General features: G+C 72.9%; 18 protein-coding genes. 8 read left to right on the forward strand and 10 right to left on the reverse strand.

Annotated features, from left to right (window positions below):
- Nucleotides 1–138 precede the first annotated feature (138 nt).
- Complete coding sequence (gene melC1, locus ADK52_RS24085) at nt 139–567, forward strand: apotyrosinase chaperone MelC1 (RefSeq protein WP_053691925.1); 429 nt, start codon at nt 139–141, stop codon at nt 565–567.
- The gene (gene melC2, locus ADK52_RS24090; protein WP_053691926.1) at nt 564–1391 is read left to right on the forward strand and encodes a tyrosinase MelC2; all 828 of its coding nucleotides are present in this window, start codon (nt 564–566) and stop codon (nt 1389–1391) included. Before melC1 ends, melC2 begins: the two co-directional genes overlap by 4 nt.
- A 69-nt stretch (nt 1392–1460) precedes the next feature.
- Here the strand turns inward: melC2 and ADK52_RS24095 are convergent, their stop codons facing one another.
- Together ADK52_RS24095 and ADK52_RS24100 are read right to left on the reverse strand one after the other, a co-directional pair.
- Nucleotides 1461–3284, reverse strand: a complete 1824-nt coding sequence (locus tag ADK52_RS24095) for a protein kinase domain-containing protein (protein WP_078988558.1) — start codon at nt 3282–3284, stop codon at nt 1461–1463.
- Nucleotides 3285–3375: 91 nt separating this feature from the next.
- Nucleotides 3376–4008 carry a TetR family transcriptional regulator gene (locus tag ADK52_RS24100; RefSeq protein ID WP_053691928.1) on the reverse strand — a complete coding sequence of 211 codons (633 nt, stop codon included), beginning with the start codon at nt 4006–4008 and terminating at the stop codon, nt 3376–3378.
- Between the two features lie 94 nt (nt 4009–4102).
- Between ADK52_RS24100 and ADK52_RS43080 the strand changes: the two genes are divergently transcribed.
- Together ADK52_RS43080 and ADK52_RS24105 are read left to right on the forward strand one after the other, a co-directional pair.
- Nucleotides 4103–4279 (forward strand): hypothetical protein, encoded by a 177-nt coding sequence (locus ADK52_RS43080; RefSeq protein ID WP_199828543.1) that lies wholly within the window; start codon nt 4103–4105, stop codon nt 4277–4279.
- A gap of 2 nt (nt 4280–4281) precedes the next feature.
- Entirely contained in the window at nt 4282–4617 is a 336-nt protein-coding gene (locus ADK52_RS24105; protein ID WP_420714929.1) for a hypothetical protein, read from the forward strand.
- Nucleotides 4618–4638: 21 nt separating this feature from the next.
- Here ADK52_RS24105 and ADK52_RS24110 read toward each other — a convergent pair whose 3' ends face one another.
- From ADK52_RS24110 to ADK52_RS24120, 4 genes are all read right to left on the reverse strand, one after another.
- Nucleotides 4639–5598: an aldo/keto reductase gene (locus tag ADK52_RS24110; protein ID WP_234344202.1), complete on the reverse strand. Its 960-nt coding sequence runs from the start codon at nt 5596–5598 to the stop codon at nt 4639–4641.
- A gap of 10 nt (nt 5599–5608) precedes the next feature.
- Nucleotides 5609–5740 carry a hypothetical protein gene (locus ADK52_RS44585; RefSeq protein WP_267887286.1) on the reverse strand — a complete coding sequence of 44 codons (132 nt, stop codon included), beginning with the start codon at nt 5738–5740 and terminating at the stop codon, nt 5609–5611.
- Nucleotides 5741–5881: 141 nt separating this feature from the next.
- The gene (locus ADK52_RS24115) at nt 5882–7603 is read right to left on the reverse strand and encodes an acyl-CoA dehydrogenase family protein (protein WP_053691930.1); all 1722 of its coding nucleotides are present in this window, start codon (nt 7601–7603) and stop codon (nt 5882–5884) included.
- An 81-nt stretch (nt 7604–7684) separates the two neighbouring features.
- Complete coding sequence (locus tag ADK52_RS24120) at nt 7685–8251, reverse strand: PadR family transcriptional regulator (RefSeq protein WP_053691931.1); 567 nt, start codon at nt 8249–8251, stop codon at nt 7685–7687.
- Nucleotides 8252–8567: 316 nt separating this feature from the next.
- On the opposite strand from ADK52_RS24120, the gene ADK52_RS24125 reads away from it, so the two are divergent.
- Together ADK52_RS24125 and ADK52_RS24130 are read left to right on the forward strand one after the other, a co-directional pair.
- Nucleotides 8568–10430, forward strand: a complete 1863-nt coding sequence (locus tag ADK52_RS24125; RefSeq protein WP_053691932.1) for a M1 family aminopeptidase — start codon at nt 8568–8570, stop codon at nt 10428–10430.
- A gap of 188 nt (nt 10431–10618) precedes the next feature.
- Nucleotides 10619–12901: an immune inhibitor A domain-containing protein gene (locus ADK52_RS24130; RefSeq protein WP_107090162.1), complete on the forward strand. Its 2283-nt coding sequence runs from the start codon at nt 10619–10621 to the stop codon at nt 12899–12901.
- A 70-nt stretch (nt 12902–12971) separates the two neighbouring features.
- On the opposite strand, the gene ADK52_RS24135 is transcribed toward ADK52_RS24130, so the two are convergent.
- Genes ADK52_RS24135 through ADK52_RS24150 form a run of 4 tightly spaced genes read right to left on the reverse strand, consistent with a single transcriptional unit; the run spans nt 12972 to nt 18137 of the window.
- Nucleotides 12972–14180 carry a GDSL-type esterase/lipase family protein gene (locus tag ADK52_RS24135; RefSeq protein ID WP_053691934.1) on the reverse strand — a complete coding sequence of 403 codons (1209 nt, stop codon included), beginning with the start codon at nt 14178–14180 and terminating at the stop codon, nt 12972–12974.
- Nucleotides 14181–14235: 55 nt separating this feature from the next.
- A complete protein-coding gene (locus ADK52_RS24140) occupies nt 14236–15465 on the reverse strand; it encodes a DUF2201 family putative metallopeptidase (protein WP_053691935.1) in 1230 nt (409 codons plus the stop codon).
- Nucleotides 15462–16724, reverse strand: a complete 1263-nt coding sequence (locus tag ADK52_RS24145; RefSeq protein WP_053691936.1) for an AAA family ATPase — start codon at nt 16722–16724, stop codon at nt 15462–15464. Before ADK52_RS24145 ends, ADK52_RS24140 begins: the two co-directional genes overlap by 4 nt.
- Before the next feature lie 36 nt (nt 16725–16760).
- Complete coding sequence (locus ADK52_RS24150; RefSeq protein ID WP_053691978.1) at nt 16761–18137, reverse strand: hypothetical protein; 1377 nt, start codon at nt 18135–18137, stop codon at nt 16761–16763.
- A gap of 209 nt (nt 18138–18346) precedes the next feature.
- Here ADK52_RS24150 and ADK52_RS24155 point away from each other — a divergent pair, with 209 nt between their 5' ends.
- Nucleotides 18347–19819 (forward strand): alpha/beta hydrolase family protein, encoded by a 1473-nt coding sequence (locus ADK52_RS24155; RefSeq protein ID WP_053691937.1) that lies wholly within the window; start codon nt 18347–18349, stop codon nt 19817–19819.
- A 117-nt stretch (nt 19820–19936) separates the two neighbouring features.
- Complete coding sequence (locus tag ADK52_RS24160; RefSeq protein ID WP_053691938.1) at nt 19937–20536, forward strand: acyltransferase; 600 nt, start codon at nt 19937–19939, stop codon at nt 20534–20536.
- Nucleotides 20537–20682 lie beyond the last annotated feature (146 nt).

Raw genomic sequence — 20682 nt, forward strand, 5'->3', positions numbered from 1 at the left:
GGACTCCCCGCCCGCGATTCCGGTTCCGGACGCGGCGGGGAGTCCTTTCGCGTTCCGCGGTGGTCGATGCGGCTCCGGCGAATTAGATGGATGGGGCACTGATCAGGCGTTCCGGCCGTTCTGATACCTCTTCAGGCCATGAAGAAGATCACCCGCCGACAGGCTTTGGGTACTGCTGCCGGCGCGCTCACCGCCGCCGGAGCGACCGCTGCCGTCATCAAGGTCTCCGGCTCGTCCTCGCCGGGCGCCGACCCCAAGGGGGCGGCCGCGGCCTCGTCGCCCGGCCCCATACCCACGGGCACCATCGACGAGGTCTACGAGGGCCGCCGCATCCAGATCGGTTTCGGCGGCGGCGAGCACCAGGGCGGCCACCACTCCCCCGGGCTGCCCACCGTCCGTATCGACGGCAACGAACTGCACGTGATGCGCAACGCCGACGGCAGCTGGGTCAGCGTCGTCAACCACTACCAGACGTTCCCCGATCCGGTCGCGGTCGTCCGCGCCGCCGTACGGGACCTGCAAGGCGCCGCCCTCGCTCCGTTCGGCCCCACGGGGAGCACGTCATGACCGTCCGCAAGAACCAGGCCAAGCTGACCGCGGACGAGAAGCGCGCCTTCACCAACGCACTCCTCGAACTGAAGCGGAACGGCACGTACGACCGCTTCGCCGCCGTCCACAACACCTTCCTCATGACCGACAGCGACTTCGGCGACCGGGTCGGCCACCGCTCCCCCTCCTTCCTCCCCTGGCACCGCCGCTTCCTGCTGGACTTCGAAGCCGAGCTGCAGAAGGCGGACCCCAAGGTCTCGCTCCCCTACTGGGACTGGACGGAGGACCGCACCCCGGCCTCCTCGCTCTGGGCCGCCGACTTCCTGGGCGGTACCGGCCGGGAGCGTGACGGGCAGGTCGTCGACGGTCCGTTCGCCTACGGAGGAGGCAAGTGGGCCGTCACCGTGGGGGTGGACAGGCGCACGTACCTGCGCCGCACCCTGGGGACGGGCGGCACCCAGCTGCCGACCAAGGCCGAGGTGAACGCCGTACTCGCCATGCCCGTGTACGACGCGGCCCCCTGGAACAGCGCCTCGGACGGCTTCCGCAACCATCTGGAGGGCTGGCGCGGCGCCAACCTGCACAACCGGGTCCACATGTGGATCGGCGGTCAGATGGCCAGCGCGGCCTCGCCCAACGACCCGGTGTTCTGGATGCACCACGCCTTCATCGACCTGCTGTGGTCCGAGTGGCAGCGCCGGAACCCGAAGTCCGGCTACCTGCCCACCGCGGCCACGCAGGACGTCGTCGACCTGCACAGGCCGATGCGGCCGTGGAACAACGTGACGCCCGCCGACCTGCTGGACCACCGGAAGTTCTACACGTTCGACACCGAGCACTGACCGCGGCGGCGCGCCGGCCCGGTCCGGGGCAGGCGCGCCGCGGCGTGGCACGTGGTGCGGGGGGCGGTGTCAGCCGAGCCGCCATTGCTGGGCCTTGCTCCCGGAGCAGTCGACGACCGTCAGCTGGTTTCCGGCGCCGTTGTCCGTCAGGCATCCGCCCTGGAACGCGATGTCCTTGATGTAGTAGGCGCCCGCCGTGGGGGCCTTCTCCAGGTTCCACCACACGCCTCCGTCGAAGGGGCCCGCGAGCTCGACGCGCGTGGTGTCCCCGAACTGCGTCAGCGCCCGCGACATCGCGGAGCCGGACGGGCCGCAGGTCTTGAAGCTGTCGTAGCTGTTCTTCTCGTGGAACCAGCCGAACGCGGTGGTGCCCCCCATGATCACCTTGCTGTTCGCCTGCGGGGCGGAGCCGCTCAGGCCGATCTTGAGCCCGTCGCCGACATTGGTGATGGCGCTCCAGCCGGCTCCGCCGCAGCCCTGCGGCGGGTTGGTTCCGCCGTTGCCGGAGCCTCCGGGCGTCGAGCTCCCGCCGCCGGGCGCGGCCCCGCCTCCGGCGGCGCCGCCGCCCGGTCCCGAGCCGGGCTTGTTCCCGGTGTTCCCGGAACCGCCCGCGGCCGGCGGGGGGTTCGGTACGGGTGCCGCGCCTCCGATGCCGCCCGCGGCGGCGCCCGCGCCGCCTGGCGCGCCGGCGTCCCCGCCCGCGTTCCCGCCCGCGGCCGGGGCCGAGGCATCGGGCGTACCGGCCGGCGCGCCCTGCGCGGGGGCCGCGCCGGGGCTCTGGCTCCCGGCGCCGGACGCCGGGGCGGACGCGGAGGTGGAGGGGTGCCGTCCCGGGCCGCTCGCGTCGCTCTGCCGCGCGCCGGCGTCGATGTAGAAGACGGTGACGGCCACCGAGACCGTGATCGTCACGCTGAACCCGATCGCGAGCGGTGCGGAGACGGACGCGGGGATGCGCAGCCGGTCCCGCCAGGACCGCCGCAGCTCGGTGGCGGCACCGGCCGGCTCCCGGCCGGCCCCGGCGACGACCGGTCCGGCCGGGGCGTCGAGCTCGCCGAGCGGCCGGCCGGCGGCCGCGCGCCGCGCCGCGGCGGCCATCACCGAGGCGTCGGCGTACCGCTCCTCGGGCCGCTTGGCCAGCGCCCTGGCGACGAAGGCGCGGACCGGCGCGGGGAATTCGGCGGGGAGGTCCGGCACCGGTTCCCTGATGTGCTTGAGCGCGATCTCGACCACCGACTCACCCGTGAACGGCGGTTCTCCGGTGAGCAGTTCGTAGCAGACGACGCCCATGGAGTAGAGGTCGGACGCCGCGACGGCCCCGAGCCCCTCCGCCTGCTCGGGAGCCATGTAGAGCGCCGTGCCCAGTACCGCGTGCGAGTCGGTGATGCCGGTGCTGGCCGCGCTGGAGCGGGCGATGCCGAAATCGGTGACCGTCACCCGGCCGTCGTCGCCGAGCATGAGGTTCGACGGTTTGATGTCGCGGTGCGTGACCCCCTGGAGGTGCGCGGCGTGCAGCGCGTCCAGGGCCTGGCCGGCGATGTCGAGCGCCTGCTCGACGCCGAGGGGCCCGCCCTGGGCCCGCACCTCGGTCAGCGTCCGTCCCTCGACGAGGTCCATGACGATGTACGCGACCTGCTCACCGGAGTCGATCCGGCTCTCGCCGTAGTCGTGCACGTCGACGATGCCCGGGTGGCTGAGGGAGGCGAGGACCGTGGCCTCCCTGCGGAAGCGCGCGGCGAACGAGGCGTCGTCGAGCAGCGCGGGCAGCAGGACCTTCACCGCGACCTGCCGTCTGAGCACGTCGTCGTCGGCGCGCCAGACCTCGCCCATGCCGCCACCGCCGATCCGCTCGGCCAGTGTGTATCGGTCCCCAAGGACCGTCCCCCGCCCCCACATGTGTCCCCCTCGTGGTCCGGTGCGCGCTGGTGGTCAGCCGAAAGCCCGTCCGGCTGAGGATACTTGGGCGTCCGGGAGCGCCCGGCCCGGGCTAGGGCCGGGCTTGCGGCCAGTGCTGCCGGCCCGCGTGGATCAGGCGGAGCTGGCGGCGGGCGGTGCGCGTGACCGCCGCCCGCTCCCCGTCGTCCGGGCCCGCGGCCAGGTAGGCGGACACCGTCATCACCATGTGGTCGACGTAGAGCCGCGCCAGCATGAGCAGGTCCTCCGCGCTCCATCCCCTGCTCAGGGGATCCGCGCCGAGCCGTTCCGCCACCTCGCGGGCGAAGGCGTCGAGCTGTCCCGCCACCGCCTCGCGCACCCTGCGTACGCCGCCGTGCCGTTCGCGCACGATGAAGCGGATGTGCGCGGGGTACTCCCGTACGAGTTCGGCCATCAAGTCCACCGTCGTGTCGATCCGCTGCGCCGCGTCGCCGGACGCGGCGAGGGTCGAGCGTACGGCGGCGTGCAGGCTCTGGAGCGCTTCGTCCACCAGGGCGATGCCCAGCTCCTCGGTGTCCCGGAAGTGCCGGTAGAACGCCGTCGGGGTCACCCCGGCGGCCCGGGTCACCTCGCGCAGGCCGAGGCTGCCCAGGCTCTGTTCCTCCAGCAGCGACAGGGCCGCGTCCAGCAGGGCCCTGCGGGTTTTGTGGCGTTGGGCCTGGCGCGCCCCGATGGTCTCACTCATGACGAAAAGTCAACCCCCGATTCCCGAAATCCGCGCGCTTGCATTTAGACTGAGCAGTCAGTGCACAACTGTCACCCATTTTGGAGGAAGCACGATGCTCTTCCTGATAGCGGCCCTCATGCTGATGGGGATCGCCCTGGGAACCGTGGCCCACGTGCCCGTTCACGTATCCCTCGCCGCCGCTGCCGCCATCGCCTGCTGGCTGCTGGTCTTCGCGGTCCGCGAGCGGACGACCCGCCGGCACCGGCCGGCCGGCCGACAGGAGGGATGATCATGAACGTACGCGACACTGCGCTCCGCTCCCCCGCCGACGCCCGCACCCCCGAACCCGAACCCACTCCCGAACCCGCCCCTGCCCCTGCCCCCACCCCCGCCGTTCGTCAGGCCGACGGGATGGCGGTGGCCTCCTTCGTGTTCGGCCTCATCGGCCTCCTGGCGATGAACCTGCTCCTCGGCCCGGCGTCGATCGTCCTCGCCGCCCTCGCCCTGCGCCGCGGTACGAGCCGACCCGGCCGCGCCCGGCTCGGTCTCGCCCTGGGCGTCGCGGACCTCGCCGTCCTCGCCTGGGTGGTCAGCGCGGACCAGACCTGGTCGTGGAGCATCGGCTGAACCACCCGCCCGCCGGCACCGCTACGGGAGCGGAGCCCCGCGGGCGGTGAGCCACAGGTCGTACCACTCCTCGTGCGTGAGGTCGGGCTCGCGCAGCGCGGCGTCGCGGCAGGCACGGATGCGCTCGGGGCGGCCGCTGCCCACCACGGGGGCGATCCGCGCCGGATGGCGCTGGAGCCACCACAGCAGGACCGTCTCCGGCGTCGTGCCCTTGGCGTCGGCCAGCTCCCGTACGAGACGGGCCGTCGCCCGCTCCTCGGGGCTCTCCTGCCGTCCGGTGAAACGGCCCTGCGCCAGCGCGCCCCAGGCCTGGAGGCGGACCCCGTACTCCAGGCAGTACTCGACGGTCCCGGACGGGAACCCGCCCGCCGCCGCCGCGGGCGTGTTGACGAGGACGCCGTCCTCCAGCCAGTCCCTGCGGTCCAGGCTCATCTCCAACTGGTTGGCGACCAGCGGGAACGCGAGGTGCCGCTGGAGGCGGGCGATCTGCGCGGCGTTCATGTTCGAGACGCCAAAGCGGCGGACGAGCCCCTGCTCGCGCAGCGAGGTGAGCGCCGCCGCGACGTCCTCCGGGTCGGCCAGCGGATCGGGCCGGTGCAGGAGCAGGACGTCGACGGCGTCGGTGCGCAAGCGCGCGAGGCTCTCCTCCACCCGCCGCACGATGGCGGAGCCGCGCAGGTCGTAGATGCCGGGGCGGTCCCCGTCCGCCAGCCGGATCCCGCACTTCGTCTGCAGCACGATCCGCTCCCGCAGGCCGGGGGTGCGGGCCAGCACCTCGCCGAAGACGGCTTCCGCCTTGCCGCGGCGGTAGATGTCGGCGTGGTCGAAGGTGTCGATGCCGCTGTCCAGCGCCGCCTCGATCGCCGCCTCGGCCGCGTCGATGTCGGCCGGCCCGTACGCATCCGTGTCCCAGCCGCCGCCGAGCGCCATGCATCCGTACAGCAGCCGGGTGCCGTCCTTCTCCGGTGGTGTGATCGCCATGCCTCTCACCCTACGAGGCCGCCGGTTTCGTGGCGGGCCGGGGGCGGGGGGCCTCCACCGGCTTCTTCTGCGGCGGAGGCGTCCTCGGCGGGTAGGAGGGCGGCACCTTCGGTCCGCTCGTACGGGTCGGCGTCGTCGTCATGCGACCACGCTACGGGCTGGGGCGCCTTCCGGGCCGGTGAGCGCCGGTGAGTTCCCGAGGGGTACCGCGTCGGGGCCCACCGCCGCGCGGGCGGCGCGGTGGTGGGCCCCGACGGCCCTTGCGGCTCCTGCGGCGTCCTCGTTACGGGGCCATCTCGTACGCCCCGGACAGCGCCTCGACGCGGTCCCAGACCCGGGCCGAGCGGGCGGCGTCGACGACCGGGCGCCGGACCGCGCCGAGCGCCCAGCTCTGCTGCTGCTCGGTGGCGGAGTCCTTGCCGTGGAGTTCGACGGCGTGGGCCGAGAAGTCCCGTACGAGGACGGCGAACAGCTCGTCCAGCACGTCCTCGTCGAGGCCGGTCAGCCGCGCCTGCTCCAGGATCAGCTGGCCGTGGACGACGAGCGCGAAGAGCTGGCCGACGGCGAGCAGGAGGTCGAGGTCGCGGCTCTGCTCCTCGTCCGGGGCGGCGGTGGTGACGAACGCGCAGAGCGCGTCGGCCTGTTCGCGGAACCGGGCGACGTTCGGCAGCGCGGCGTACGCGTCGAAGGCGGGGCGCCAGTCGTGGAAGCGGACGGAGCCGAGGCCGCGGGCCGGGCCCTGCCGGAAGAGGAAATCGTCGTCGGCCGCGTCGAGGCGGGTCGGCACGGCCGGGTAGTCCACCGGGTCCAGCAGGTGGTTGCGCATGAACTTGAGGATCAGCGCGAGGTTGACGTGGACCGTGCCCTCCAGCTTGGGCAGTCCGCGGATCTCGACGGCGGCCTGGGCGAAGTAGTTGTCCTTCTCGAAGCCCTTGGCGGCGATGACGTCCCACATCAGGTCGATGACCTTCTCGCCCTCCGTGGTCACCTTCATCTTCGTCATCGGGTTGAAGAGCAGGTAGCGGCGGTCGTCGGGGCCGGCGGTGCGGAAGTAGTCGACGGCGCGGTCGCTGAACAGCTTCATGCCGACGAGGCGTACGTACGCGTCCGCCAGCTCGCGGCGCACGTGCGGGAAGGCGGTGACGGGGCGGCCGTAGAGGATGCGGTTCTGCGCGTGGGTGACGGCCTCGTACATCGCGTGCTCGCAGATGCCGATCGAGGCGGTGCAGAGGTTGAACTTGCCGACGTTGACGGTGTTCAGGGCGGCGTCGAAGGCGGCGCGGCCGGTGTGCAGGACGTCGTCCGCGCCGACCGGGTACTCCTCCAGGCGGAACTCGCTGACGTACTTGGAGGAGTCGACGACGTTCTTCACCAGGTGGTAGGCCGGGTGGCGGCTGTCGGCGGCGAAGAAGACGTACCCGTCCGGGCCCTCGACGTCGGTGCGGCGGCCGAAGACGGAGACGAGGCCGGCGGCGTTGCCGTTGCCGATGTAGTACTTGGAGCCGGTGGCGCGGAAGCCGCCGTCACCGTCGGGCTCCAGCAGCATGTCGGTGGAGTAGATGTCGGCGCCGTGGGTCTTCTCGGAGAGGCCGAACGCGAACACCTCGCCCTGGGAGAGGAGTTCGGCGGCGCGGGCGCGGGCGGCGGCGTTGTCGCTCTGCCAGACGGGGCCGAGGCCGAGGATCGTCACCTGCCACGCGTACCAGTAGTCCAGGCCGTAGAACCCGAAGATCTCGTTGAGGGCGGCGATCCGGGCGGTGTCCCAGCGCTTGTCCGGTGCGCCCCCGGCGTCGGCGGACGGGGTGAGGAAGGTGGCGAACAGGCCTTCCTTGGCGGAGAAGGCGATGAAGTCGCCGAGCCAGGCGCGGGTGCGGTAGTCCTCGATCAGCTTGCGCTTGCCGCGCTCCTCGAACCAGTCGACGGTGGCGCGCAGCAGCCTGCGGGTCTCGGGGTCGAAGTGCTGCGGGTCGTAGGTGCGCGGGTTGAAGAGGAGGGAGTCGGCCATGGAGGTTCGCCTTCCGGAGCGGGTCGAGGGGTGGAGGTGCTGGTTCCGAAGGTGCTGGTGTCGAGCTGAGGGGGTGGCGGCTCAGGCGCGCGGGCGGGGCGCGGCGAGCCGGTGGACGGTGGCGAGTACGTCGTCGAGCCAGGCGATCGTCATGCGCTCGTACGCGATGCCGCCGCGGAGGACGACGTGCTGCAGTTCCTGGCCGGCGTCGAGCGGTGCGGGCGCCTCGGGTCCGGTGAAGTCGCGCAGTTCCCCGGCGAGGTAGCGGGCGAGCCGGTCCGCGTGGGCCCGGCGGTGCCGCTCGACCTCGCGGACCAGCGCGGCCGGGTCGTCGAAGGCCGCGCCGCGGATCTTGACGGCGAGGTCGTGGCGGAGGCTCTCGGGTTCGATCGGCTCGTGCAGCCACCGCGCGAGCGCGGCGCGGCCCGGGTCGGCGACGGAGTACTCCTTCTTGTCCGGCCGGCCCTGCTGGGCCACCTCGCGGACGGCGAGCAGGCCGTCGGTCTCCATGCGCTTGAGGACGCGGTAGATCTGCTGGTGGGTGGCGGTCCAGAAATAGCCGATGGACCGGTCGAAGCGCCGGGCGAGCTCATAGCCTGACCCCGGCTTCTCCAGCAGCGAGACGAGGATCGCGTGTTCGAGCGCCATGCCCCCGATCCTTCTATGCAACTCGTTGCATAGACAAGTCGCAGCGCCCGGGTGAGACGCGGCTCACCCGGAGCGCGGGTGGAGCGGACGAACCTTTACCCGCCCCTGATGGCATGCCCAGGTCAAATCTGCCAGGCTCTTCCGGCAGTCGTCGCCCCGACCCAGGGGGACACGGCACAGACACGCACGGCACAGCAGATCTCACCCAGCGTTCGTGCACACGACACGCACAGCCCGCGGCTGCCCTCCGGCGCACCCGAGCCGACCGGGCGGCCACCGAGCAGGCCGGAATCCGGCCGCCTCAAAGGAGTTCCGCGTGAGACCGACCCCCCACAAGGCCCTCGCAGCGTGCATATCCGCCTTCGCCGCGCTGGCCACCGCCGCACTGTCCATCACCCCGGCCACGGCCGCGCCGCACCGGGCGCCCGCGGCGGCCGCCGCCTGCACCCCGGGCCAGGTGGTCGCCAACGGCGGCTTCGAGAGCGGCACTTCGCCGTGGACCCAGTCGCAGACCGGCATCATCACCAGCCGTGCCGGCCAGGCCGCGCACGGCGGCACCGCCTTCGCCTGGCTGAACGGTGTGGGCCGTACCCACACCGACACGCTCTCCCAGAGCGTCACGGTCCCGTCCGGATGCAGCACGGCCACCCTCACCTTCTGGCTGCACATCGACACCGCCGAGACGACCACGTCGACGAAGTACGACAAGCTGACGGCGAAGATCGGCAGCACGACACTCGCCACGTACTCGAACCTCGACAAGAACACCGGCTACGCCCAGAAGTCGTTCGACGTGTCCGCCTTCGCGGGGCAGACCGTCACCGTCGCCTTCACCGGCACCGAGGACTCCAGTCTCCAGACGAGCTTCGTCGTCGACGACGTCGCGCTCGACACCTCCGGAGGCACCACCCCGCCCGGGGACTCCACGCGCACCCCGGCCGCCCCCTCGTACACCGTCAACCTCAGCAGCAACACCAGCGGCACCGTCTGGACCGGCCACGAGAGCGCGAGCTTCACCAACGCCTCCCCCACCCCGCTCAGCGAGGTGTACCTGAGGCTGTGGGACAACTACCACGGCACCTGCTCCGCCATGCCGATCGCGGTCAGCAACGTCACCGGCGGCACGGCGGGCGCCCTCTCGGTCGCCTGCACCGCCCTCAAGATCGACCTGCCGACGCCGCTGACTCAGGGTCAGACCACCACGATCGGCTTCGACCTGGGCATCACGGTGCCCAGCGGAGCCGACCGCTTCGGCTACGACGGCGCCTTCAGCATGCTCGGCAACGCCCTGCCCGTCCTCGCGGTCAGGGACGGGGCGGGCTGGCACCTGGACCCGTACACCAACAACGGAGAGTCCTTCTACTCACTGGCCTCCGACTTCCGCGTGGCCCTCGACCACCCGAGCACCCTGCTCGTCCCGGCCACCGGCGCCTCGGTGGACACCCCCGGCACCAGCGGGCGTACGGTCACCACGGCCACCGCGACCAAGGTCCGTGACTTCGCCTGGGCGGCCGGCCCGTTCAGCAAGATCTCCGGCACCTCGGCCGCCGGCACCCCGATCAACATCTACTCCGTCTCCGGCATCAGTTCGGCCGACTCGCAGTCGATGCTGACCACCGCCACATCCGCCGTGGACGCGCACTCGGCGCGGTTCGGCGCCTACCCGTACGGCGAACTGGACGCCGTCATCGACAACAACTACTGGTTCGGCGGGATGGAATACCCGGGGTTCGTCCTCGACCTGGTCAGCACCACGGCACTCACCCACGAGATCGGCCACCAGTGGTGGTACGGCATCGTCGGCGACGACGAGTACACCAGCCCGTGGCTCGACGAGGCGTTCACCGACTACGCCACCGACCTCGCCCTCAACAAGACGGGAACCAACTGCTGGAGCAGCGTCTCGTGGGCCTCGTCCGCCGAGAAGATCACCAACTCCATGGGGTACTGGGACGCCCACTCCTCCCGCTACTCCACCGTCGTCTACGGCTACGGCAAGTGCGCCCTGCACGACCTGCGGCGCACCCTCGGTGACACGGCCATGGCCAAGCTGCTGAAGGACTACGCCACTTCGCACTGGTACGGCGTCTCCACGACCGCCGAGTTCAAGGCCGCCGCGCAGGCCGCCACGACCACGGACCTGACCGCGTTCTGGACCCAGCACCGGATCGACGGCTGACCTGACGAAGGCCGGGAGCCGGCCTGACGACGATTCGCCGCGGTGGGCGCCTTTCCGGCGCCTGCCGCGGCGAACTCATGCGTGCCGTCGGCACCCTAGCCGTCACCTGTGACATGTGAAATATTACCTGCGCTTCGACTCCGACCGAACTCCTCGAAAGGTCCGTCACGTTGCGCAGACTCCCAGCGGTGGTAGCGGCGATATCCCTCGCCCTCCTCGCCACCCCCGCGCTCGCCGCGCCCGCCGCCCCGCCCCCCGCGGCGCAGCAGGCCCCCGAACTCTCCCCCGCCCCGCCGTCCGCGCCGCTGGAGGTCCAGCGCCAGAGCCTGCGCCGCCAGGCCCTCGAAGGCGTCGCCGCCGGCACCACGGCGGCTGAGGCCGACGGCACGCTCCCCCGCAAGGCCGCGGTCGGCAAGCGGTACGTCGAACTCGCCCAGGAGCGCAAGGACAAGATCTTCGTGATCCTGGCCGAGTTCGGCGACCAGGTGGACAACACCACCGAGTTCGAGGGCAAGCCGCGCTTCGGCGGCACCCCCGGCCCCCGGCACAACACGATCGCCAAGCCGGCGAAGACCGACAACCACACCCTGTGGCGCAAGGACTTCGGCCAGGCCTCCTACCAGCAGCAGTTCTTCGGCGCCGATCCCGGAGCCGACTCGCTCCGCAACTACTACCGCCTGCAGTCCTCCGGCCGCTACGACATGGACGGCCAGGTCAGCGACTGGGTGCGGCTGCCGTGGAACGAGGCCCGGTACGGGTCGGACAACTGCTCCGAGCCCGGCCAGTGCCGCACCAACTGGGACCTCGTACGCGATGCCACCAACGCCTGGTACCACACCGAGCGCGCCAAGGGCCGTACGCCGGAGGAGATCAAGGCACAGCTCGCCGAGTACGACGTGTGGGACCGCTACGACGCCGACCACGACGGCAACTTCGACGAGCCGGACGGCTACCTCGACCACCTCGTCGTCGTCCACGCGGGCAAGGACCAGACCTGGGGCGGCGGGGACCAGGGCAAGGACGCCGTATGGGCGCACCGCTGGTTCGCGTACTGGGACCAGGCCGGCAGCGCGGGGCCCGCGGGCAACAAGGCGGGCGGCGTCCCGGTCGGGGACTCCGGCATCTGGGCCGGCGACTATCTGACGGGTGGCGAGAACAGCGGAGTGGGGCTGTTCGCCCACGAGTTCGGGCACGATCTGGGACTGCCCGACCTGTACAGCTCCGACGGGGACAACAGCGTCAACTTCTGGTCGCTGATGTCCACGGCCTCCTACCTCGGCAAGGGGCGGAACACCACCGGGGACTACCCCGGCGACCTCGATCCCTGGAGCAAGCTGCAACTGGGCTGGCTGGAGTACACGGAGGCCGACGCGGGCCGCAAGACGCGGGCCGTGCTCGGGGTCTCCGGCTACAACACCGAGGATCCACAGGCCCTGTTGGTGCACCTGCCGCCGTCGGTGACCCGTACCGATCTGACCGACCCGTACGAGGGCGGCAGCCAGTGGTGGAGCGGTACCGGCGACCTCATGGACAACACCCTGACCCGGACGGTCGACCTCTCCGGCGCCGCGGGGCAGCCCGCCCGGCTCGACGCCCGCGTCTGGTACGACATCGAGCAGGACTTCGACTTCCTGACCGTGGAGGCGTCGACGGACGGCGGCACCGCGTGGTCCCCCCTGCCGGGCACGGTCCGCGGCGCGGCGATCCCGCCGAAGGGGATCTCCGGCACGTCGGGCGGATGGGCCGAACTCGCCGTACCGCTCGACCAGTTCGCGGGCCGCTCCGTCCAACTGCGGCTGCGGGTGACCTCGGACGGCAACACCCACGGCAAGGGGGTCACCTTCGACGACATACGGATCACGGCGGGCGAGCGGGAGCTGCTGCGCGACGGCGCCGAGGCGGGCGCGAACGGCTGGACCGCGCTGAAGTGGTCGCGCACGCAGGGGCGTACGGGCTCCGCCGAGCACCCGCGCGCGTACCTGGTCGAGAACCGTCGCTACACCGGCTACGGGGCCTACCTCAAGACCGGGCCGTACAACTTCGGCGCCGGGAACGACACGGTGGAGTTCTACCCGTACCAGCAGGGCGTGCTCATCTGGCTCTGGGACACGGCGTACAGCGACAACACCACCAAGGCGCACCCGGGCGCGGGCCTGCTCCTGCCCGTCGACGCGCGTCCGGAGCCGCTGCGAAACGCCGACGGCACGCTGCTGAACGCGCGGGCGCAGACCTTCGACGCGACGTTCTCGACGCGCCCCAGCGACGAGATCGTGCTGCACAAGGCCGGCGTGCCGGTGCTGATCCCGTCCCGTCCCGGGGTCCCGGTCTTCGACGACCGGCGGGGCGGCTACTGGAACGCCGACCTGCCGCAGGTGGGCGTGAAGGTACCGGACACCGGGACGCGGATCGCGGTGGTGAAGGAGGCCTCGGGCGGCGCCCTGACCACCGTCCAGGTCAGCCCTTCCCCCTGACGGACGACTGCGGGCAGCCGTCCGGGCCGGACGGCTGCCCGCACGAGAACGGCTTCGCCGGCCGGGGGGATTACAGGGCGAAGGGGCCGCTCGGGCCGAAGGCCCGGTCGGCGAAGCGGGTGCCGATGCGGTGGTGGGAGGCGGCGTCCGGGTGGAGGTCGTCGGGGAGCGGCAGTTCGGCGAAGTCCGCCTCGCCGTACAGTTCGCGGCCGTCCAGGTAGTGGAGGTTCGGGTCTTCGGCGGCTCGCTGCTCGACGATGCGGGCCAGTTCGTCCCGGATGACGCCCAGCGTCAGCTTTCCGGCGGCGCGCTCCGCCGGATCGCCCGCTGCGCGGAACCGGAGCCTGCCCTCGCCGAGGGTGCTGAAGTCCGGGGCCGTAGGGCCGGGGGTGTCCTCGTGGATGGGGCACAGGACGGACGAGACGACCAGCAGGGGCGCGGTGGGATGGCCCTCGCGGAGGGTGTCGAGGAAGCCGTGCACGGCCGGGGTGAAGGCGCGCAGCCGCATCAGGTCGAGGTTGACCAGGTTGATGCCGATCTTGACGCTGACCAGGTCCGCCGGGGTGTCCCGCATGGCCCGGGCGACGAACGGGTCGAGCAGGGCGCTGCCGCCGAATCCCAGGTTGACCAGGTCCACGCCGCCGAGGGAAGCGGCCAGCGCCGGCCAGGTCGTGGAGGGGCCGGCGGCGTCCGATCCGTGGCTGACCGAGCTGCCGTGGTGCAGCCATACCCGGCGGCTGCCGTGCGGTACGGGCTCGACGGGGGCGTCGGTGCGCAGCGCGACGAGCTCGGTGAGCTCGTTGTACGGGAGCCAGATCTCGACGTCCTTCGGGCGGTCGGGCAGAGCGCCGAACCGGACGGTGCCGACCGGGCCGGGCCGCGTCTCCACGGCCCCGGTGGTCATGTCGACCGTACGGACGTTGCCGCCGGTCACACCGGCCTGCGCGGCGAGGCGGCCGTCGACGAGCAGGTCGTACGCGCCGTCGGGCCGCGGCGGGGCGCCCACGTACGCCATCTTGGTGCGGAGCGCGTCGAGCTCGATGACGGTGGCCCGGGTGCGGAACACCAGCCGTACGCCGGAGGGCTGCGCCTGCGCCATCGCCAGTTGCCCGTCGGTGTTCTGCGCGCGGGCCCACGCGGGGAGCCGGTGCGGGAGCAGCCCGTGCTCGGTGCGCTCCAGGTCGAGCGCGCCGCGCAGGAGGTCCGCGGTGAGGGGTGTGGTGAGGGGTGCGGTGGTCCCGTGGGAGGGGCCGGGCACGGAAGCGGGCTGGTGGTTCATGTCCCCAGCCTGTCAACCGGATGCCGGATCCGCACATGACTTTCCGCGCCCTGCCTCAGCCGATGTCGACCACGCCGGCCCACGCGGGTGGCCTATCCGGGACGTAGTCGGGGTCGTCCTCGTCCCAAGAGCGCTGCCGCGCGAACAGGCCGATCACCGTGCGGCACGGGGGACGGGTGGTGGGCCACGCCGTCTGGCCGTCGGTCAGGACCACGATGACGTCCGGCCGCGCCCCCGACCCCAGCGCCTTCGCGAAGCCCGTACGCAGATCCGTACCGCCGCCGCCCACCAGTGGGATGCCCTCGGCGCGGCACAGTGGGTGGGCGATCCGGGCCGCCGCGTCGCACGGCACCACCGTGACCAGGTCCCGGCGGCCGCCCACCGCACGGGAGATCGCGGCGACCTCCAGCAGTGCGCTGCCCAGTTCCGCGTCGCTGACCGACGCCGAGGTGTCGATGACCACGCAGACCCGGGGCGGCCTGCGCCGCAGGCTCGGCAGCACCACGCCCGGCACCCCGGCCGAGCGCCGCGCGGGGCGGCCGTACGTGTAGTCCTCGCCCGCGCCGGAGCCGGTGGCCGCCGAGCGGACCGCCGCCCCCAGCAACTCCCGCCACGGCTGCGGCGGATGGAAGGCCTCCTCCGCCCACCGCCGCCACCCGCTCGGGGCGCTGCCGGGACGGCCGGTGATGCCCTGCGCCACCCGGAACCGCACCGCGTCCCGCTCCTGCTCGCCGAGCCCGTGCGCGCCGTCCTCCCCGAGGTCCCACTCCCGTTCCAGCCCGTCGGCGCCGCTGCCGCAGTCCAGCCACGCCATGTGCTGCGTGGCCGGTCCGAGCCCGAACTGCCGCAGGTAGTCCTCCATGAGCTGCCCCTCGGGCAGCCCCAGGGCGGCCGGCTGGACGGCGCCCTCGGGCCGGACCAGTCCGTCGCCGTACACGTCGTCGTTGATCTCGAAGTCCGCCGCGATGTTCATCCGCAGCCGCTCCGCCGGGCCGTGCAGCCCGCGCTCCCGCGCGACCCGGTCGCCGCGCCCGTGGTGGTCGCGCAGCAGGTGCGACACCTCGTGCACCCATACGGCGGCGAGTTCCTCCTCCGGCGTACGGTCCACGAACGACGGCGAGACGTAGCACCGCCAGTGCCGGTCAACGGCCATCGTCGGCACCCGGCGCGACTCCACCGTGTGCAGGGCGAACAGCGCGGTCGCGAGGTACGGCCGGACGCGGGCGGCGTGCAGCCGGGCGGCGAACAGCTTGTCGCGGTCCAACGTCCCCGAACCCCCGCTCATCGCGTGCCGTTCGTGGCCGCCACGGCCCGGGCCGTCGCCCGGTCCGCCCGCCGGGACAGGCTCACGAGACCGGCGAGCCGCTCGATCGCCTCCGGTACGTCCCACTCCTCGCGGCGCAGCGCGGCGAGCGCGGTGGCCGGTACGACGACCAGGTCCGGGGCGCCCGTCTCCAGCGCCCGGACCAGCAGCGCCCAGGCCGCGTCCCAGCGCGCCTTCTCCGGACGCCCCCGGACCGCCTCGACCACGCCGTCGAGGACCGCTTGCCGCAGATCGCCCCGCTCTGGCAGGGCGGCGGCGGCCGGATCGGCGAGCAGTTCCTCGGGGTCCGGGAGCTCCATCCGGTCCAGGGCCGCCAGCAGCTCCAGCCCGGGCCCGTCGCCCACCGTGCCCCTGACCAGCAGGGAGAGTACGTCGCGGGAGGAGCCGGCCGCGGTCGCGAAGGCGATCAGGTGCAGGGTCATCTCCCAGCTCCGCGGTGACGGCCAGGGGCCGCCGCGGCGGGTTTCACCGGTGGGGAGCCGGTGTACGAGTGTGGGGCGTGCGGCGAGCAGTCCGCACACGGCGCGGCGAGCGTGGTCCACGGCATGCGGCAGCACGGTGGGGTCGAGGCGCGGCAGCGTGGCCCGGGGCCACGTCCCGCCGAGACCCCGTACGACGACATCGTGGTCGTGGGTCCACTGGAGGTGGACGAACCGGTTGGCCAGCGGCGGGCTCAGCTCCCAGCCGTCGGCGGCCGAGGAGCGCGGGTTGGCGGCGGCCACGATCCGTACCCCGGGCGGGAGTCGGAGCGCGCCGATCCGCCGTTCGAGAACGAGGCGGAGCAGGGCGGCTTGTACGGCCGGCGGGGCGGTGGACAGCTCGTCCAGGAACAGCAGTCCCCGGCCGGCCCGTACCAGGCGTACGGCCCAGTCCGGCGGGGCCATCGGAACACCGTGTTGCGCGGGGTCGTCTCCGATGATCGGCAGGCCCGAGAAGTCGGACGGCTCGTGCACGCTGGCGATCACCGTGGTCAGCGGCAGGTCCAGGGAGGCCGCGAGCTGGGTCAGTGCCGCGGTCTTGCCGATGCCCGGCTCGCCCCACAGGAGTACGGGCAGGTCGGCGGCAACGGCCAGGGTCAGGGCCTCCAGTTGGGTGTCGGGGCGCGGTTCGGTGGTGGTGTCGCGCAGCAGGGACAGCAGCGCGCCGGCGATGTCGAGCTGGGAGGCGGGAGCCGGGTCGGAGGGGGCGTCCGTGACGGCGAACGGGGTGTATGCGGGCATGTTCGAGCACCTTTGGGGTTCGTGGTGTACGCCGGGTCAGCGGCGCGGGCGCGAGCGGCGCTCGCGCGGGGGGCGGATGCCCGGGAGCAGATCGCCGGGCTTGGGTCTGGGCCGGGGGCCGGTCAGGTCCGCCCTGTACAGCCCGTACGTGATCCGGCGTCGCGCGGCCGCCTCCAGTTCGTCCCGGAGGGCTCCGTCGCGCAGCAGTGCGTCGGGGCCGAGCAGCCGCTCGACGACGGCCAGCGCGCCGGCGGTGTCGCCGTGGTCGAGGCGTTCGCGTACGCCGGAGAGGCAGTCCGGCCGGCGGTGTGCCTGGTCGATCGCCTGGAGGCAGGGCAGCGGGGTGCCGGTCAGGGCGACCAGCAGTTCCTCCCGCCGAATCTCGTCCGAATCGTGGTCGAGCGGGGCCAGTACCCCGTCGACCAGGCCGATCCGGTGCTGAGAGCCCCTGCACTCGACGAGGTGAGGCTGTCCCGCCCGGTCCGGGACCCGGGACGGACCGGGCGGCGCGTGGTCCGGTACGAGCGCCGGGGCGACGAGCGGGTGCAGTCGGTCGGGCTCGATCCACCCGCTGCGCAGCAGGTCCAGGTCGGGCAGGACCCAGGTCGCCGCGTCGGGCAGGACCGGCGGCGCAGGGGCGCCGGAACCGTTGGCGGCTGCCGAGATCCGCACGTCCGGCGGCCGGCCGCCGCCCTCCCCCACGAGCTCCAGGTCCAACCGGCGCCGGGACCCGAGCCGCACGCCGACGGTACGGGTGGCACGCTCCTCGGCGTCGAGCAGGATCGCCGCCTCGGCCGCCCAGCGGTCCACGGCACAGCGAAGCCCCTGAGGCACAAGTCCCGCTAGACCGGCCTTTCTTGAGGGGAGATCGGCGCCGGATCGGATGCGGAGCTCATCGGCCTGCCGTGCGTCCCAGAGGTGGCGGTGCAGGTCGAGGCGGAAGCGCGGGTCGGGGTGCGGGTGCGGATGCCGGCGGGTGCCGGGCCCGGCGCGGGACCCGTCCCACAGCGCGAGGCTGATCCGCTGACCGGCATCGGCCCACGCCGGCGGGGTCCGGGCCACGATGTGTACCGGATACGCGCCCCCGGCCCGGCCGTACCGGGCCAGGGTGAGGGTCAGGCCCGGTCGCAGCAGCCCGTCGGGAGCGATCCTGGGCATGTGCCAGCGCAGCAGGTCGGGTGCCAAGTGGCGGAGATCGGCGCGGAGTCGGGCGGTGAGTTCGCGCCCGTGGGTGCGTGCCGCGGAACGCAGGTCGAAGTCGAGGTCGATGCCTGCGGCGGCGCACGCCCCGGCCCAGTCCCCGGCAAGGCGGCGGGCGGTGGCGGTCGCGATCATGGAGGGCGGCACGGCGAACTCGCGCACGCGCAGCCAGAGGGAGAGACGGGAGGAGCCGTCGGCGGCGGAAGTGAGCATCAGCACTCACCTTGCGCGGACGGGACCCCCATTCCGTGAGCGGTCTGAGTGATCATCGCGATGACCATAGCCCCCCGTTTGCCGGATCTGCCAGGGTTTTTTTGGGGGCTGCCGCCACGCACCGGGTGCGACTCGGGTCGCAGGGGTCACCAGACCTGAGGGGGACGCCGAGGTGTGGGCGGGGCTCGGACCATGGCGGGGTGGATGCGATGAACACGCTCGTGCAGATGTCCCCTTGGGAAGCCCTCCTCGTGCTGGGCGCCTTCGCGCTCGTGCTGGTGCGGTGGCTTCCTCCCCGCCCCCGGCGGCCGGTCACCTTCGGCGCGGCGGCCTCGGTCGCGCTGTCCGGGGCCGTGCTCGGCGTACTCGGGCTGCGCTGGCAGATGGTGCCGGTGCTGGCCGGCGCGGCCGTCGTCCTGCCGTTCGCCCTGTCGCCCCTCCTGCGGAGCGCGAGGCGCAGGGCTCCTTGGTGGCTGGCGCTGCCGGGGTCGGCGGTGTGCCTCGCGCTGGTCGCCGCGGGTCCGGCGACGGTCTGGGCGCTGCCCACGCCGGTGTTCCCCGCACCGACGGGCCGGTTCGCGGTCGGCACCGGGGTCCTGGAGCTGACCGACCCGGAGCGCCCCGAGACCGCCACGACCGCGCCCGACGACCGGCGTACGGTCGTCGTCCAGTACTGGTATCCCGCACGCAAGCCCCCCGCCGGCGGTCGCCCCGCCCCCTACCTCGGCCGCACGGAACACGAGGCCCGCGTGGTGTCCGGCGCGCTCGCCGACTACTCCGGTCTTCCCGGGTTCCTGCTGGACGGCCTCCCGCGCGCCCGTACGCACGCCACCTTCGGCGTTCCCGCGGCGGACGGCGCGGGCCGAGACGGCGCGGGCGGCGAGGGCGGCGAGGGCGGCGCGGACCGGTTCCCCGTCGTGCTGTTCTCCCCCGGCCTCGGCGGGGTGCGCACGCAGAACACGGCCTGGGCCGAGGAGCTGGCCGGGCACGGCTACGTCGTCGTCGGCCTCGACCACCCCTACGACTCCGCCGCGGTCGTGCTCTCCGACGGCCGCACGATCCGTACGGAGGTCTCGGCGACGGGCGACGACGCCGAGGACGAGAGGCGTGCGGCGGCGTGGACCGCGGTCCGCGCCGCCGACCTGAGCTTCGTACGGGCCCAGTTGGGCCGCATCGACAGCGGAGAGATCGCCGGCCCGCTCACCGGGCACCTCGACACCGCCCGCGTCGCGGCGGCCGGCCACTCCCTCGGCGGCGGCGCCGCCCTCCAAGCCGCGCGCCAGGACCCCGCCATCGCCGCTGTCATCGACCTGGACGGCTTCCCCCACGACCCGACCCCCCAGCCCTTCCGCCAGCCGGTGCTCGCGCTCACCCAGGCCATCGGCCCGGACACCGACCCGGAGTACCTCCCGAAGCTCACCCGCGTCCTCAGCCTCAGCGCCGCGACGACCTACCGGCTCACCGTCCCCGGAGCCGCCCATCTCACCTTCACCGACGCCCCGCTGTACCTGCCGCCCCTCCCCTCGCTCGTCGGCTCCCTGGACCGGACCGAGGGCCCGCGCATCACGGCCGGCGCGAGCCTCGCCTTCCTCGACGCCGCCCTGCGCGACGGCCGGGGCGATCCGGCCGCCGCCCTGTCGGCGTACGGCGCCCTCACCGTCCACCGGCCCGGGGGTTCCTGAGGGCCCAAGTCGACTGCGTGAACAGTCGGTTGAACTCCGGGGCGGGCCGGTCGCACCGTGCATATGCTCCCCCCGTACGCCGTACGCCAGTACCTCGAAACCTAAGGGGACCGCTTCGTGAGTGTCCGCATCCAACCCTCCTCCCAGGTCGACGAGAGCGCCGAACTCGGGGACGGGACCACGATCTGGGATCTGGCGCAGGTACGGGAGGACGCGCGGCTCGGGCGCGACTGCATCGTTGGACGGGGCGCGTACGTGGGGCCCGGCGTACGGATCGGCGACAGCGTGAAACTCCAGAACTACGCGCTCGTCTACGAGCCCGCCGAACTCGGCGACGGGGTGTTCATCGGCCCGGCCGCCGTGCTCACCAACGATTTCTACCCACGGGCCGTGGACCCGGACGGCAAGCAGAAGCGCGGCGGTGACTGGGAGGCCGCCGGTGTCGTGGTGGCCGAGGGGGCGTCGCTGGGAGCCCGGTCGGTGTGCGTCGCCGGGGTGCGGATCGGGCGGTGGGCGCTCGTCGCGGCCGGCGCGGTCGTGTCCCGGGACGTACCGGACTTCGCACTGGTCGCAGGGGTACCGGCCCGCCGCATCGGCTGGGTGGGCCGGGCCGGTGTCCGCCTGGTGCAGCGCGAGGGCGAGCCGGGCGTGTGGGAGTGCCCGCGCACCGGCGCGCTGCACGAGGAGAAGGACGGAACCCTGGCCGAACGGACCTGACGGTACGTCGGCAATTTAGGTCAGCGGCATTTCCGCAAAACCGCAATCAGCGAACATCCTTGGGCATACCTTGTCCCTGTACACGGGATCTGAGCAGGCAACAGGCTTTGTTCAGTGGGGGGTTGTACACGACGAGGGCATCGCGG

The organism is Streptomyces sp. WM6372, assembly GCF_001279655.1.
In the GTDB taxonomy this organism is placed as follows: Bacteria; Actinomycetota; Actinomycetes; order Streptomycetales; family Streptomycetaceae; genus Streptomyces.